General features: G+C 61.5%; 16 protein-coding genes. 14 read left to right on the plus strand and 2 right to left on the minus strand.

Annotated features, from left to right (window positions below; genetic code table 11):
• The first annotated feature begins 25 nt into the window (after window positions 1–25).
• Window positions 26–1,141 (plus strand): dihydropteroate synthase, encoded by a 1,116-nt coding sequence (gene folP, locus K3166_RS03275; RefSeq protein ID WP_221423272.1) that lies wholly within the window; start codon window positions 26–28, stop codon window positions 1,139–1,141.
• On the opposite strand, the gene K3166_RS03280 is transcribed toward folP, so the two are convergent.
• Both K3166_RS03280 and K3166_RS03285 read right to left on the minus strand, forming a co-directional pair.
• Window positions 1,138–1,917: an SDR family oxidoreductase gene (locus K3166_RS03280; protein ID WP_221423273.1), complete on the minus strand. Its 780-nt coding sequence runs from the start codon at window positions 1,915–1,917 to the stop codon at window positions 1,138–1,140. The genes folP and K3166_RS03280 overlap by 4 nt on opposite strands.
• A 19-nt stretch (window positions 1,918–1,936) precedes the next feature.
• Complete coding sequence (locus tag K3166_RS03285; RefSeq protein ID WP_221423274.1) at window positions 1,937–3,355, minus strand: sigma-54-dependent transcriptional regulator; 1,419 nt, start codon at window positions 3,353–3,355, stop codon at window positions 1,937–1,939.
• 185 nt (window positions 3,356–3,540) lie between these two features.
• Here K3166_RS03285 and K3166_RS03290 point away from each other — a divergent pair, with 185 nt between their 5' ends.
• The 13 genes from K3166_RS03290 to K3166_RS03350 all read left to right on the plus strand — a co-directional run bounded on the left by K3166_RS03290 (window position 3,541) and on the right by K3166_RS03350 (window position 14,209).
• The gene (locus K3166_RS03290; protein WP_221423275.1) at window positions 3,541–3,666 is read left to right on the plus strand and encodes an aa3-type cytochrome c oxidase subunit IV; all 126 of its coding nucleotides are present in this window, start codon (window positions 3,541–3,543) and stop codon (window positions 3,664–3,666) included.
• Window positions 3,667–3,677: 11 nt separating this feature from the next.
• Window positions 3,678–4,796, plus strand: a complete 1,119-nt coding sequence (locus K3166_RS03295; protein WP_221423276.1) for an NAD(P) transhydrogenase subunit alpha — start codon at window positions 3,678–3,680, stop codon at window positions 4,794–4,796.
• A complete protein-coding gene (locus K3166_RS03300) occupies window positions 4,793–5,581 on the plus strand; it encodes a hypothetical protein (protein ID WP_221423277.1) in 789 nt (262 codons plus the stop codon). The genes K3166_RS03295 and K3166_RS03300 overlap by 4 nt, the downstream gene beginning before the upstream one ends.
• A 7-nt stretch (window positions 5,582–5,588) precedes the next feature.
• Complete coding sequence (locus K3166_RS03305) at window positions 5,589–5,873, plus strand: NAD(P) transhydrogenase subunit alpha part 2 (RefSeq protein ID WP_006833497.1); 285 nt, start codon at window positions 5,589–5,591, stop codon at window positions 5,871–5,873.
• Entirely contained in the window at window positions 5,873–7,435 is a 1,563-nt protein-coding gene (locus K3166_RS03310; protein ID WP_247714710.1) for an NAD(P)(+) transhydrogenase (Re/Si-specific) subunit beta, read from the plus strand. Before K3166_RS03305 ends, K3166_RS03310 begins: the two co-directional genes overlap by 1 nt.
• A gap of 4 nt (window positions 7,436–7,439) precedes the next feature.
• Entirely contained in the window at window positions 7,440–7,781 is a 342-nt protein-coding gene (locus K3166_RS03315) for a hypothetical protein (RefSeq protein ID WP_221423278.1), read from the plus strand.
• An 83-nt stretch (window positions 7,782–7,864) separates the two neighbouring features.
• The gene (locus K3166_RS03320) at window positions 7,865–9,055 is read left to right on the plus strand and encodes a parallel beta-helix domain-containing protein (RefSeq protein WP_221423279.1); all 1,191 of its coding nucleotides are present in this window, start codon (window positions 7,865–7,867) and stop codon (window positions 9,053–9,055) included.
• Window positions 9,052–10,050, plus strand: a complete 999-nt coding sequence (locus K3166_RS03325; protein WP_221423280.1) for an SO2930 family diheme c-type cytochrome — start codon at window positions 9,052–9,054, stop codon at window positions 10,048–10,050. The genes K3166_RS03320 and K3166_RS03325 overlap by 4 nt, the downstream gene beginning before the upstream one ends.
• The gene (locus K3166_RS03330) at window positions 10,047–11,024 is read left to right on the plus strand and encodes an alpha/beta fold hydrolase (RefSeq protein WP_221423281.1); all 978 of its coding nucleotides are present in this window, start codon (window positions 10,047–10,049) and stop codon (window positions 11,022–11,024) included. Before K3166_RS03325 ends, K3166_RS03330 begins: the two co-directional genes overlap by 4 nt.
• Before the next feature lie 75 nt (window positions 11,025–11,099).
• Window positions 11,100–11,795, plus strand: coding sequence for an aspartate/glutamate racemase family protein (locus K3166_RS03335; protein WP_221423282.1), 696 nt, complete (start codon window positions 11,100–11,102; stop codon window positions 11,793–11,795).
• A 113-nt stretch (window positions 11,796–11,908) separates the two neighbouring features.
• Window positions 11,909–13,069: a deoxyguanosinetriphosphate triphosphohydrolase gene (locus tag K3166_RS03340; protein WP_221423283.1), complete on the plus strand. Its 1,161-nt coding sequence runs from the start codon at window positions 11,909–11,911 to the stop codon at window positions 13,067–13,069.
• Window positions 13,062–13,760, plus strand: a complete 699-nt coding sequence (locus K3166_RS03345) for an NAD(P)H-binding protein (RefSeq protein ID WP_221423284.1) — start codon at window positions 13,062–13,064, stop codon at window positions 13,758–13,760. The genes K3166_RS03340 and K3166_RS03345 overlap by 8 nt, the downstream gene beginning before the upstream one ends.
• Before the next feature lie 2 nt (window positions 13,761–13,762).
• Window positions 13,763–14,209 (plus strand): ABA4-like family protein, encoded by a 447-nt coding sequence (locus K3166_RS03350; protein WP_221423285.1) that lies wholly within the window; start codon window positions 13,763–13,765, stop codon window positions 14,207–14,209.
• Window positions 14,210–14,213 lie beyond the last annotated feature (4 nt).

Raw genomic sequence — 14,213 nt, forward strand, 5'->3', positions numbered from 1 at the left:
GGGTCCCTGCTAGGGAAGTCCTAACATGATCCAACACGTCTACATCCGCCCCACGGGCTTCGCGCCAGGTCCCCAATCCGAACACGGCAACGCCATCCGGCTGGCCGGTACCATGGTCTATGCCAGCCGCTTTGCCGTGATCCTTCGGCGGGGCGGGGATGTGGTGGAGCGATGGCTGGCTTCGCCGGACACTATCGACGAGGTGATGGGGCAGCTGCCCGACGAGATCGGCGCGGATGCGGAAGAGCAGTGGGCGAACCTCACCTTGGCCCATCCGCCCATGCAACTGGGGGAGCGTTCCATCGCGCTGGACCAGCCGCAGGTGATGGGCATCCTCAACGTCACGCCCGACAGCTTCAGCGATGGCGGGCGCTTCCTCGATGACCGCGAGGCCGGCCGCGACCATGCCGCCGCGATGGTGGAGGCGGGTGCTGCAATCCTCGACATCGGCGGCGAAAGCACCCGGCCGGGCGCCAAGCCGCTTTGGGAAGGCGACGAGATCGAGCGGGTCGTGCCGGCGATCGAAGCGTGCTCGGCCATGGGCGCTGCGATCAGCATCGATACCCGCAAGGCCGCTGTCATGCAGGCCGCGCTGGAAGCCGGTGCGCATCTGGTAAACGACGTCTCGGGCCTCGCGCATGATCCGCGCAGCGCCGAAGTGGTTGCGGAAGCCGGTTGCCCGGTCGTGCTGATGCATGCGCCCGGAGGGGCGGGGGAGGACCTTCACTCCGGCGCAGACTATGACAATGTGGTGTTCGATGTGTTCGACGCCCTGCGCGCCCGCCGCGATGCGGCGCTGGCGGCGGGGATCGACAAAGGCAACATCCTGCTCGACGTGGGCATCGGCTTTGGCAAGTCGCTGGGCGAGAACCTGGCGCTGATCAACGCGCTGCCGCTGTTCCATGCGCTGGGCCACCCGCTGCTCTTCGGGGCCAGCCGCAAGCGCATGATCGGCGCACTCAGCAAGGAGGCGCCCGTGGAAGACCGACTGGGCGGCAGCATCGCGCTGGCACTGGAAGCGATGCGGGGCGGGGCTCAGGTTGTACGGGTCCATGATGTTGCCGAGACCGTGCAGGCGCGCAACGTTTGGCGCGGCCTTCGCGATGCGGCGCTTACGGATTTTTCTGACCTGCCGGGCTAACCTGGCGAGGCAGCGCTGCCAGCCAGCAAGCCGCCATCGAGCGTGAGTTCGGAACCGGTCATGTAGCCACTGTCATCCGACGCGAGGTAGACGCACAGGGCCGCGACTTCCTCTACAGTGCCGAAACGCTTGAGCGGTGTGTCGGCGACCAGCGCTGCCATCTTCTCGTCCCGGTCGGGGCCATCGCCCAGCATCGGCTCCCAGATCGGTGTGAGAATCGCGGCAGGGTGGACCGAATTGCAGCGGATCGCCCAGCCATTCTGCGCCGCGTAGAGCGCGACCGACTTGGAGTGATTGCGAATGGCCGCCTTGCTCGCTGCGTAAGCTGCTGCGCCGGGAATGCCGACTAGGCCTGAACGCGAAGACATGTTGATGATGGACCCGCTGCCCTTCGCCTTCATCGCCCTGAGGGCATAGCGGCATCCCATGAACGTACCGTCGGTGTTGACGGCGTGAACGCGGCGCCATTCCTCAAGGCTTGCGTTTTCGGGATCGTGGGCGGCGGGGCCTCCCTCGAAACCGGTGATCCCAGCGTTGTTGACCAGCACATCGATGGCCGGAAAAGCCAGTTCGAACGTGTTCCAATCGGCTTCGTCGCTGACATCAAGCCTGGCAAACTCGCAGCCCAGTTCGCCAGCAGCTTTCCTGCCTTCGTCCTCGTCGATATCGGTAAGGATAACGCGTGCGCCTTCGGACAGGAAAGCAGCGCAAACTGCCTTGCCGATACCGCGCGCACCGCCCGTTACCATGCACAGTTTGTCGTCAAGTTTTTGCATGGTCGCGGAGTTTAGCCGCTCAGGCTGCGTTGTCGATCCCGAGTTCGCTGAGCTTGCGGTATAGGGTTGAGCGGCCAATGCCGAGCCGGCGTGCGACTTCAGTCATCCGGCCGCGATAATGGCCGATGGCGAGGCGGATGATGTCGGCCTCGATATCTTCGAGCGGACGCAGGTTTCCGTCGTCCTCATAAAGCAGGACGCCGAGCCCGCGTGCACGGCTTTCGCCGCGGTCCGGGCTGTCGCCCAGCAATTGCGCAAGTTGCGGGAAGCTGTGTGCCGTTAGCGCTTCGCGGTTCTCGAATACACAGGCGCGGAAAAGAACGGCCTGAAGCTGCCGGACATTGCCGGGCCAATCGTAGGCTTCAAGCAGTGTGAGACCGCTGTCCGCGATCGAATGGTGTTTAAGGCCCGGTTGCTCGGCAATCCTCGAAAGGAAATACCGTGTCAGGGCCGGAATGTCGCCAAGCCGCTCACGCAGGGGCGGAAGCACGATATGCGTGGCAGACAGGATGTCGCGCAGAGCCGCAGAGAATTGTCCGTCCTCGACAAGCTGATCGAGAGCCGTGTCGCAAGCTCCGAAAACTCTTACATCAACTTTGAAGCCGTGGGATGCGCCGGTTGGGCGCACAATCCCGGTCTTGAGAGTTTCGGCGAGCCGTTCCTGAAGGGGCAGATCGATCCGGTCGATGTCGTCCAACATCAAGGTTCCGCCATCGCAGGTCTGGAGCAGTCCGACCTGCCGGTCGAACGCGCCGGGGAATGCTCCCTTCTCGTGGCCGAACAGCAGGGACTCGAGCGAATTGCCAGGCAGGCCTGCACAATTGACGAGCCGGACCTGCGCTTTGGCGCGGGTCGATGCCTGGTGCATCGCTCGCAGCAACATCTCCTTGCCGGTACCCGTCTCGCCTTCGACGAGGACAGGTCCGTGGCCGCGCGCTGCGGTCGCCGCTTTCGCAATCGCTGTGCGGAACGGAGCGGCTGTGCCAACCATCGCATCGAAATCGAGCTCTTCGGAAAGCTTCTCCGTCATCGGCTGCAATTCGTCTTTGGGAGCTTCGCGGTGCGTTGCACTTCGCAATGCGGACAGCAGGCGTTCCGGTGCGATAGGCTTGATAAGATAATCCGTTGCGCCCGCGCGCATCGCCTCGACAGCAAGCACCGGCGAGGTGCTGGCGGTTAGCATCATGATCGGGAGGGTGGGGCGTGCATCCTTGAGGCTGCGGATGAAAATACATGCATCATCGCCTGGCACCCATTGGTCGAGCAATACGGCAGCGACCTGTGCGCCTTCCTTGGACGACAGGGTTTCCTGCGCTTCTTCGCAGCTTTCCACCACGACTGTGCGCCATCCTTCACGTGCGGCAAGCGCGGTGACGAGCCGGCTTTGGGCCGGTTCATCGTCGATCAGCATCAACAGGCGGTCGTCCTGTGTCGCCATAACTGCTTCGCGCTCCCATCACCATGTCGCACCACGCGACACTGTCCGGCGATGGTTTACGGCAAAGGGGTAAATGGGCGATTAAGCGTGGGATTCGGCGTACTTCCGCGAACTCATCCCCTTGTCGTTGTCGAGAGTGCGTTCTAGAGGATTGATTGAATCGTTTTATTTTTGAGGGACTGAATATGAAATCCGGCAATGACATGAAGGCGCATAGCAAGACCTATGGCTCCTTCATTGGAATGCTTAAATGGGCAATTCCAGTGATTGCCATCATTGCAGCGGTCGTCGTCATCCTGATTTCAGGTTGAGCGCGCTTTAGATGCGGATCGCTGTTCTGGCTGAACGTGCGGCGGGCGAAAGCCGCGTCGCCATCACGCCGGAAACGGCAAAGAAATTCATCGCACTGGGCGCGGAAGTCGCGGTCGAACAAGGTGCCGGGGCAGGCGCTTCGATCAGCGACGAAGCGTACCGAGATGCAGGAGCCGAAATCGCTCCGGCAGCATCTGTCGTGGCCGGTGCGGATATCGTGCTGGGCGTCCAGGCCCCTGACGTCGCCATGCTGTCGGGCGCGAAGCCGGGGGCATGGGTGGCCGCGACGTTCGACCCGTTCCGTGAAAAGGCTCGCGTCGACGATTATGCCAAGGCCGGTCTCGAAGCGCTGAGCATGGAATTCATGCCGCGCATAACGCGTGCGCAGAGCATGGACGTACTTTCCAGCCAATCGAACCTTGCCGGCTACAAGGCGGTTCTCACTGCGGCCAACGAATATGGCCGCGCTTTCCCCATGATGATGACCGCTGCTGGCACGGTGCAGGCGGCGAAGGTCTTCGTGATGGGCGTGGGCGTGGCGGGCTTGCAGGCAATTGCGACCGCCAAGCGGTTGGGCGCGCAGGTGAGCGCAACCGATGTACGCAGCGCGACCAAGGAGCAGATCCAGTCGCTCGGTGCCAAGCCGGTATTCGTCGAGGAAGTCGCAGGCATCGAGGGCGAAGGCTCGGGCGGCTACGCCACCGAGATGAGCGAGGAATACCAGAAGGCGCAGGCCGAACTGGTGTCCAGCCACATCGCCAAGCAGGACATCGTGATCACCACCGCGTTGATCCCTGGGCGTCCAGCGCCGCGCCTAATTTCGGATGCTCAGATTGCTTCGATGAAGCCGGGCAGCGTGATCTTCGACCTTGCCGTGGCGCAAGGCGGCAATGTCGAGGGATCCTCTCCCGACGAGACCGTGGTTAAGCACGGCGTCAAGATCATCGGTTTCTCCAACACCGCAACGCATCTGGCAGCCGACGCCTCGGCGCTGTTCGCGCGCAATTTGTTCAACTTCCTTTCCGCTTTCTGGGATAGTGAGTCGGGCAAGCCCATCCTCGACGATGAAATCGGCAATGCCGTGCGGCTGACGCAGGGTGGCAAGGTCGTGAACGAGAGGCTCACATGAAGCGTCTCTCTATCCTCTCGACTGCTGTTGTTGCGGTCTTCTGCGCTTCTACGGTCCCCGTCAGTGCGCGATCGTCTATCGTGCCACTGTTCGTTACCGCACCCGATGGCGGCGAAGCAGCCGAGGGCTTCGTAGACGAGAACGATGCCTTCTACACCGTGCCGGTCGTTTCAGGTGTCACTGTCACGCTGCCACGGAAGATCGCTGTGCCCGGAAGCGTCATGACGCGCTACCTGGCTGCCGATACTGTGTTGTTTCAGGCAGCCAGCAGCGATGGAATTGCCTATTGTGCGTCGTCCAACAAGGATCCTGATGCCCCACCCCAATATGACAGGATGGTGCGCGTCTTCGTATGTCTGCGAGACGATGATCGTGACGGCGTTTTCGACCGCGCTATGACCACCGGTGGCGAGGCCTCGGTATTTCCGGTCATGCAAGAGCGGGGCATTGATTGGCGCGCGCTGGACGAACCCGTTCCTTACAACCTCTCGACTAAGCGGCCCTATCCGGTGGACTACACGATGCGGTTTGTTCTGCGCCGCGCGCTCCCGAAAAAGGACGTCGTATTCGTCGCGCTGAGGATCGGTCAGGGCAGCGAGGCCGAGACGATTTCCTACGACCGCTACGAGCTGGGGCCTGATGGCGAACTGGAGCTATTCGGAGGCCGGTTCAGGGTGACTTCCATGACCAAAGATGGTGCGCAGTTCGAAGTTGTTCGACCCCTACCGATACGTCCGGTGATCCTTGGCAAGACATCGACGAGAGCATTCTACGTTCCGGGATAGGCACACTATGGACTTCATCAGCATCCTGTCGATTTTCGTGCTGGCGTGTTTCGTCGGCTATTATGTTGTCTGGTCTGTAACGCCCGCGCTGCACACGCCGCTGATGGCGGTGACCAATGCCATTTCCTCGGTCATCATCGTCGGCGCGTTGATTGCGGCGGCGGCGGCGGATGTCCCGGGGGCGAAGTGGTTGGGGCTGCTCGGCATCGTGCTCGCCAGTGTGAACATCTTCGGCGGGTTCGCGGTGACGGCGAGAATGCTCGCCATGTACAAGAAGAAGGAGAAGAAGTGATGCGTCGCCTTCTCCTTGCTGCGCCCTTTCTGGCGCTTGCCACCCCTGCTGCCGCCTCAACAGGCGAGGCGGTGAACCCGTGGGTCGCGCTCGCCTATCTCGTGTCGGGCGTGTTCTTCATCCTCGCGCTGCGCGGCCTGTCCTCGCCTGCGACGAGCCGGACGGGCAACCGCTTCGGCATGATCGGCATGCTTATCGCGGTGGTGACGACGTTGCTTACTCATTGGCCCTATATTGACCCCAGCACGATAGATTGTTCGGGGTCCTTTGGCTTTGACGGGCCAGGACCTTGTGGAGGTGTGATCACTCCCGATTGGGCGTCTATCGGCGAAATTCTCGCTGCTATTGCCATCGGTGCAATCATCGGCGTCACCATAGCCCGCCGCATCGCCATGACCGCGATGCCCGAGCTGGTCGCGGCCTTCCATAGCCTCGTCGGCCTCGCCGCAGTGCTGGTGGGCTGGGCGGCCTATCTCAATCCGGGCGCTTTCGGCCTGCTCACCGACACCGGTATCGGCGCGGTTTCCAAGGTCGAGATGGGCCTCGGCATCGCTATCGGTGCAATTACCTTCTCCGGCTCGGTCATCGCCTTTGCCAAGCTGTCGGGCCGGATGAGCGGTTCGCCGATCCTGCTGCCTGCGCGCCATGTTATCAACCTGGGCACGCTGGCAGCTATCATCGTGCTGACCGCACTCTTCGCAATGGCTAGTCCCACCGAAACTATGCCGCTCATCATCGCGCTAACCGTGCTCGCCTTCCTCATCGGCTTCCTGCTCATCATCCCCATCGGCGGGGCGGACATGCCGGTCGTGGTCTCGATGCTGAACAGCTATTCGGGCTGGGCAGCGGCGGCGATGGGCTTCACGCTCGGCAATACAGCCATGATCATCACCGGCGCGCTGGTCGGCTCCTCGGGCGCGATCCTCAGCTACATCATGTGCCGCGCGATGAACCGCAGTTTCATCAGCGTTATCGCGGGCGGGTTCGGAGCCGACAGCGGCGGCGCAGGCGGCGGAGAGGCGAAGGAGCAGCGCCCATACAAACAGGGCAGCGCTGCCGATGCGGCTTTCATGCTCGAACAGGCGGAAAAGGTCATCATCATCCCGGGTTACGGCATGGCAGTAGCGCAGGCGCAACACGCGCTGCGCGAGATGGCCGACATCCTCGAGGAAAAGGGCGTCGACGTTAAATTCGCCATCCACCCCGTCGCGGGGCGCATGCCGGGGCACATGAACGTGCTGCTAGCCGAAGCCAGCGTCGACTATGACAAGGTGTTCGAGCTCGAAGACATCAACTCCGAGTTCGCGCAGGCCGATGTCGCCTTCATCATCGGCGCGAACGACGTGGTGAACCCGGCCGCCAAGACCGACAAGTCATCGCCCATCTACGGCATGCCCGTGTTCGATGTGGACAAGGCCAAGCAGGTCTTCTTCATCAAGCGCTCCATGGGCGGTGTAGGCTATGCGGGCGTCGACAACGATGTCTTCTACATGGACCAGACCATGATGCTGCTGTCCGATGCTAAGAAGATGGTCGAGGAAATCGTGAAGGCGATGGACTGAAACAATGCGCAAAATGCTGATCGTTCTTGCCCTCCTCGCCGTGGTGGGGATTGGGCTGTGGGGCTGGTTCGGCGGTGTCGAGCGGGTCACTGCTGGCAGGATCGAGGCCGTGCTGGTCGACAAGGGCATACCTCAGCCGGTTGCCGCGTGCATGGGCACCCGAATGTCCGAAAGACTATCCCTCAACCAGCTGCGCAAGCTAGAAAACCTGCAGGCGAGGGAGGGCGAGGATGCCGTGCCTCTTTCGATGTCCGAATTCCTGGAACGGCTTCGCCGCGTTGATGACCGCGAAGCCATCGAAGTGGTCGGTTCATCGGCCGCAATCTGCTCATTCACCGCACGTTAGACAGTACCTGCTGAATTCTTGGGGTTCGGCACAGCTTGCAATCGTATCTCCTTGCGGCACAATAGGTTGCAAGGGAGAGACTCATGTTCAGATTGACCATTGCCGCCGCGCTTCTGGCTAGTGCTGCGCCAGCCTTCGCCGAAACATACAAGATCTCACCGGGTGACGGTGCGCAGGAGCGCCTGCAAGAAGCGCTGATCATGGCCGAACCGGGTGACGAGATCGTTCTCGAAGCAGGGCGCTACCTCCTGAGCGACGGTCTCAGCCTCGATGTGGACGGCGTGACCGTGCGCGGCGCGGGAATGGACGGCACGGTCCTTGATTTCACGGAACAGCAAGGCGCGGGCGAGGGGCTCTTCGTTACGTCCGACGATGTGATCCTGCGAGATTTCGCGCTGGAGAATCCCAAAGGTGACGGGATAAAGTCCAAGGGCGCGGATAACATCGTCTATTACCGCATCCGCGTTACGTGGACTCGCGGCCCGCATCCGGAAAACGGGGCCTACGGCATCTATCCGGTCGAAAGCACCGGCGTCCTGATCGACGGTGCAAAGGTCACTGGTGCGAGCGATGCGGGCATCTATGTCGGGCAGTCGAACCGGATTACCGTGCGCAATTCCATCGCGGAGGCAAATGTCGCAGGCATCGAAATCGAGAATAGCCGCAATGCACTCGTCGAACACAATATCGCTACGCGCAATACGGGCGGAATACTCGTCTTCGACCTGCCCAACCTGCCGGTAATGGGGGGCGGCAATGTCGTGGTGGCCAACAACCTCGTGGTGGCAAACGATACGCCGAATTTCGCGCCTCCCGGGAATATCGTGGCCGGTGTGCGGCGCGGGACAGGCATCATGGTGATGGCCAATGACAATGTGCTGATCGAAAACAACATCCTGTCCAGGAACCCGACCGCTCCGGTGATGGTGATTGCCTATACCCAGCCCTATGATGACGAGCGGTACAACCCGCTTCCGCGCGAGGTTGTGGTTGGCCCCAATACGTATGACGGTGGCGGCTACGATCCGCAGCTTGACGGCGCTGAAATGCTGCTCGCAGCATTTGGCGGCGAATTGCCGCCAGTCCTGTGGGACGGGCTGGGTTCGCTGTCCGCAGTGGAAGGCACGGCCGGTTGGACGCTCAATCTGCCAGAAGCGGGCAAGGGTCTCGGCGGGGCGCAGCCCGGACCGATGTCGGTCGGCGCGCCGCAAGCAGGCTTCAATCGCGAAGGTATCGGAGCGCCTGCAGAACTTGATGCAAGGCTCGGTGGATGAAAGGGGCGGGCTGGCTTGCCTGTGCGGCGCTGACTTTTGCTTCGGCAGTGGCTGTCGAGGCTCGCCGCGCAGCGCCGGTCGTTGCAGACGCGGTCATCCAGGGCGAGGGCCTCCCGCGGACCCTCGACGAGTTTGGCTTCTTCATCCATGCGGACGCGCAAATTCCAACGATCGGCGTGACGCCGTACCGCCTGAATACGCCGCTCTATTCCGATGGGGCGGAAAAGCTGCGGTTCGTCTATTTGCCACCCGGCACCAAGATGGAGGCAGGTGGAGAGGGCCTGCTCAGCTTCCCGGTTGGTAGCGCGCTGATCAAGACTTTCGCCTTTGGAGATGGTGAGGAGCGCCGCCTGATCGAAACCCGCGTGCTGCTTCACCGCGAGAGCGGCTGGCTTGCGCTTCCCTACGTGTGGAACGAGGAGCAAACGCAGGCCCGCCTTGCGATTGCCGGAGCCCGCATCCCGGTGAAGGCGCCCGGCGGCGAGGAGATCAGCTACCGTGTGCCGAACAAGAACCAGTGCAAGGAATGTCACGGGGTGGATGGCGCCGTTGTGCCCATCGGACCCAAGGCCCGCAACATGTCGCGAAGCTGGCTTTCGGCCAATCTGGACCAAGTGCCACAAGGCGCGGATGCCTTGCCAGTTTGGGAAGACCGCTCGGAAGCAAGCACCGAAGCAACTGCCCGCGCATTCCTCGATGTAAACTGCGCTCACTGCCACCGTCCCGGCGCGACCGCTTCGAACAGCGGGTTGGATTTGCGGTGGGAACAGGATGATCCCCACGCGCTCGGTGTGATGAAACGGCCGGTGGCCGCTGGACGCGGTGCGGGCGGCTTGCTGTTTGATGTGGTCCCCGGACAGCCGGGCCAATCCATTCTGCTGCACCGTATGATGAGCAATGAACCCGGCGTGGCCATGCCCGAATTGGGCAAAGCCACGATAGACCGCGAAGGTGCGGAGGTCGTACGCCGCTGGATCCAGGAGATGCCTGAATGAAATGGATTGTCCGCGGCTTGGCCGCCCTGCTTGTCATCGGGGTGGTCGCATTCCTGTTCCTTCGCGTGCCCGACACCGACAGAGATGAGATGTGGGCCAAATATGGCACCGCGCCCTCGCAGTTGGTGCAGCTAGCCGATGGTAGAACCGTCCATTTACGCGACGAAGGGCCGCGTGATGCGCCCGTTATCATGTTGCTCCATGGGTCGAATGCGGATCTGATGACCTGGCAAAAGTGGGCCGAAATCATGCGAGAGGATTACCGCGTGATCCGTTATGATCAACGCGGCCATGGCCTGACCGGACCCGCTGCCAATGCCGACTATTCACGCGATAGTTTCGTAGCCGATGTCGGAGCTGTCGCTGACACGATGGGACTGAGTACCTTCACGCTTATCGGCAATTCGATGGGGGGCTCGATTGCGATGGCCTATGCGCTCGAACATCCGGAGCGGCTCGAAGCCCTGGTGCTTGTCGATGCGTCTGGCGCGCCGATTGAGCGGGAGGGGGGCGGAAACCTCGCTTTCACTCTGGCGACCATGCCGGTTGTCGGGGAAGGCCTGAGCCAAGTTCTGCCTCGTGCACTCGTGGCAAAGAGCCTGTCGCAAAGCGTGTCCAACCAGGACGTGGTGACCGACGCGGCGATCGACCGGTATTGGGAAATGGCCCGCTATCCGGGCAACCGCGATGCCACGCGCAAACGCTTTCAGACACCGCGCGAAACCTTCTCCGCGGATCAGGCCACCAGCATGAAGGTGCCGACGCTCGTAATGTGGGGGACAGAAGATGCGCTCGTCCCGTTCGAAGCGGGTAAATGGTATGCGGAGCACCTGCCCAACTCCACGCTGGTCGAATATGAGGGCATTGGCCACATTCCCATGGAAGAGGTCGCCGAACGTAGCGCGTCCGACCTTGCAGTGTGGCTTTCCGAAGTCACTTTGACGGAACCTGCCGAAGTCGCGGAACCCCAATAGGACATGCCCGTTCTAATGCCTTGAAACACGGCTACGAGGGGTGGCCGGGACAGGGTATCAGGAAGGAGCGCACCTTTGCGCAAACTGGGTCTCATCGGGGGCATGAGCTGGATCTCTACCCGCGCGTATTACGAGCGTATCAACAAGGAAATCCAACGCAGTTCGAATTTCTTGGCCAGTGCGCCGATGCTGATCGAAAGCCTGGATTATTCGCTGATCGCCAAAGCCAAGCAGGCTGATGACTGGGATCAGGTGGCATCCCTTATCCTTGAAAGTGCGCGCAGGCTCGAATCTGCCGGCGCAGAAGGCATTATCATCGCCGCCAATACCATGCACAAGGTCTACGACCGCGTGGTCGAGGGTATCTCGATCCCCGTGCTCCACATTGCCGACAGCGTGGGCGCGGCAATGAAAGAAGCCGGATGCGAGAGCGCAGCGGTTCTGGGCACGCGCTACATCATGACCGAAAGCTTCTATCGTCAGCGGTTGGTGGCTCACGGAGTTGATCTCCTTCCTCCCGATCCGAACGATGTCGAACTGGTCGATGGCATTATTTACAAAGAGCTCATGCTGGGCCGTGTGACCCGGTCTGCCGAACGTGCCCTCAAGACCATCATCACCAACAAGGACAAGGAAGGCGCCAAGGCGATTGTGCTGGCGTGCACGGAACTGGAACTGGTGGTCGACACGGACGCAAATGTGCTGCCTGTTTTCGATTCCACGGCCATTCACTGCCGCGACGCAGCCAAATGGATCATGGGAGAAGCCTGAGGCCGTTCAGCGTGTTTTATCGCGCTCTGACCTGCTTTTCGCCGATAAGCGGCGACGTTCCCATTTCGTTCACGTTGTCGCGAGGAATCGGCTGACCTAAGCCTTGCGGCTGCATGCAAAGAGCCCCTTACGCCGCTGATCCTGCCGCTTCGCGCGGACGGGAGTTTTCCGAAGACCGAAAAGGTGCGCGTGGTCCGCGCAGCGAATTCCAGCGTGACCGCGACCGGATCATTCACTCGATTGCGTTTAGGCGCCTGCGATCGAAGACGCAGGTGTTCGTTGCACCGGACGGCGATCACTACCGCACGCGGCTGACGCACAGCATCGAAGTGGCACAGATTGGCCGCGTGATTGCACGCGAACTTGGTCTTGATGAGGACCTGACAGAAGCGCTCTGCCTGGCTCACGACATCGGCCATCCGCCTTTCGGTCACGCCGGGGAAAAGGCGCTGGAAGAGGCGATGGTCCAGGCCGGGGGCTACGATCATAATGCGCAAGGCATTCGCATGCTTGCCCGGCTCGAGTGCAATTATCCCGACCACCCGGGTCTCAACCTGACCTGGGAAACGCTGGAAGGTTTCGCCAAGCATAACGGCCCGATCCACGCGCCGAACTGGGCGCTGGCGGACATCGACAAGGCCTACCCGCTCGAGCTGGGTCAGTGGCCTTCACTGGAAGCGCAGGTCGCCGCAGTGGCTGACGATATCGCTTACGACAATCACGACATCGACGACGGCCTGCGCGCCGGCTTCCTGTCACTCGACGATCTGATGGAGGTCGACTTCCTCGCCGATCAGTATCGCCGCGTCGAGAAACGTTTCCCGCACGCATCACTCGATTTGCGCCTGCGTGAACTTGTGCGTTCGCAGATAGGATTGATGGTAAACGACGTGCTCGAGCACACGCGGGAACAGGCGAGAGGGCTCTCCAGTGCTGATGAAGTGCGTGAAGCGGGCAAGCAACTGGCCGGGTTTTCGCCCGAATTGGCAGATCAGGAGCGGGCGTTGAAGAAGTTCATGTATCAGCGGCTGTACTACCATCCCGAACAGATCCAGACTGCAGAGCGTGCGCGGGATGTGATCGCGCGGCTCTTCGTAGCTTATCAGCAGGACCCCACCACCATGCCGGACGACTGGCTGGACCGTCTTCCTTCCGATGAGCCGGGCAAGAGCCGCCATATCGCCGATTTTATCGCCGGAATGACGGATCGCTTTGCCATCGATCAATGCACGCAGATCTTTGGTCGGGCACCGCAGGGGTTATCCAATGTCTGACGACGCGACGCGCATCTGCCTGATTGGTGCCACCGGACTGATTGGCGGCAAGGTGATGGCCGAGTGCATTGGCCGCGAGGACGTGCGCCTGTCCGCCATCGCCCGGCGCGAAGCCCAACTGCCCAAGGGCATCCGGATGGAGCTCTTCGTTGCGGAACCCGACAAATGGGGCGAGGTGCTTGAAGCAATGCGGCCCAAGGCGGTGATTTGTGCGCTCGGCACGACGTGGAAGAAAGCTGGCGAGGATGAGGCGGCTTTCCGCGCCGTGGATCAAGACCTCGTGTTGCAAACCGCGCGCGCGGCGAAAGAACACGGTGTCGACCGCTTTGTCGTGGTCAGCTCGGCCGGGGCCGACCCGATGTCGAAAACCTTCTACCTGCGCGTGAAGGGTGAGACTGAGCGTGAGCTCACCAAGATTCGGTTCGACCGGCTCGACATCCTGCGTCCTGGACTACTGCGCGGCAAACGCGAAAATGATCGGCGCACGGCGGAACGCCTGGGTATTGCCGCAGCGCCGCTCGCCAATATGCTGATGCACGGCAAGTATCGCCAATATCGCGCCATCAAGGCTGAAACCGTTGCGCAGGCCGCCTTGGCACTGGCCAAAAGCGCCGCGAGGGGGCGGTTCGTCCACGACAATGACGGTATAATTCGGGCATCGAAGCGGCTGCCATTGCTGGTGGAGGAATAGAAATGTGGGACACGCTTTTCAGCGTCGCAAATGCACTCGCCATGGTCATGTGGCTGTGCCTGATTGTATTGCCGCGCAAACCCGCTTTGCTCGCGGCGATACTCTATATCGGGGTAGGGCTTCTCAGCCTGACTTATGCCGTTTTGCTGCTGAGCGTTCTCGGCGGCCTGATCCCTTCAGGATCTGAAGGCGGCGCGAATTTCACCACTATCGAGGGCATTCGGGCGATCTTTGCCAGCGATGCAGGTGTGACGATAGGATGGATCCATTATCTCGCGTTCGACCTGTTCGTCGGCCTCTGGATTGCGCGCGATGCTGACGCCAAGGGGTTCTCCCGCTTGCTGCAGGTGCCAATCCTGCTGGCCACATTCCTTGCAGGTCCCCTGGGCTTGGCCGTCTGGTTGCTGGTGCGCGAGAAACGCGCTCGTGAAGCTGGCCGCTGGACATAGGGAG

The organism is Qipengyuania psychrotolerans, from assembly GCF_019711355.1.
In the GTDB taxonomy this organism is placed as follows: Bacteria; Pseudomonadota; Alphaproteobacteria; order Sphingomonadales; family Sphingomonadaceae; genus Qipengyuania; species Qipengyuania psychrotolerans.

Coding starts and splice junctions, on each gene's coding strand:
- folP (WP_221423272.1), top strand. CDS start 26: ATGATCCAACACGTCTACATCCGCCCCACGGGCTTCGCGCCAGGTCCC.
- K3166_RS03310 (WP_247714710.1), top strand. CDS start 5,873: ATGCGTCGCCTTCTCCTTGCTGCGCCCTTTCTGGCGCTTGCCACCCCT.
- K3166_RS03295 (WP_221423276.1), top strand. CDS start 3,678: ATGCGGATCGCTGTTCTGGCTGAACGTGCGGCGGGCGAAAGCCGCGTC.
- K3166_RS03290 (WP_221423275.1), top strand. CDS start 3,541: ATGAAATCCGGCAATGACATGAAGGCGCATAGCAAGACCTATGGCTCC.
- K3166_RS03300 (WP_221423277.1), top strand. CDS start 4,793: ATGAAGCGTCTCTCTATCCTCTCGACTGCTGTTGTTGCGGTCTTCTGC.
- K3166_RS03350 (WP_221423285.1), top strand. CDS start 13,763: ATGTGGGACACGCTTTTCAGCGTCGCAAATGCACTCGCCATGGTCATG.
- K3166_RS03325 (WP_221423280.1), top strand. CDS start 9,052: ATGAAAGGGGCGGGCTGGCTTGCCTGTGCGGCGCTGACTTTTGCTTCG.
- K3166_RS03345 (WP_221423284.1), top strand. CDS start 13,062: ATGTCTGACGACGCGACGCGCATCTGCCTGATTGGTGCCACCGGACTG.
- K3166_RS03280 (WP_221423273.1), bottom strand. CDS start 1,917: ATGCAAAAACTTGACGACAAACTGTGCATGGTAACGGGCGGTGCGCGC.
- K3166_RS03315 (WP_221423278.1), top strand. CDS start 7,440: ATGCGCAAAATGCTGATCGTTCTTGCCCTCCTCGCCGTGGTGGGGATT.
- K3166_RS03285 (WP_221423274.1), bottom strand. CDS start 3,355: ATGGCGACACAGGACGACCGCCTGTTGATGCTGATCGACGATGAACCG.
- K3166_RS03340 (WP_221423283.1), top strand. CDS start 11,909: ATGCAAAGAGCCCCTTACGCCGCTGATCCTGCCGCTTCGCGCGGACGG.
- K3166_RS03320 (WP_221423279.1), top strand. CDS start 7,865: ATGTTCAGATTGACCATTGCCGCCGCGCTTCTGGCTAGTGCTGCGCCA.
- K3166_RS03305 (WP_006833497.1), top strand. CDS start 5,589: ATGGACTTCATCAGCATCCTGTCGATTTTCGTGCTGGCGTGTTTCGTC.
- K3166_RS03330 (WP_221423281.1), top strand. CDS start 10,047: ATGAAATGGATTGTCCGCGGCTTGGCCGCCCTGCTTGTCATCGGGGTG.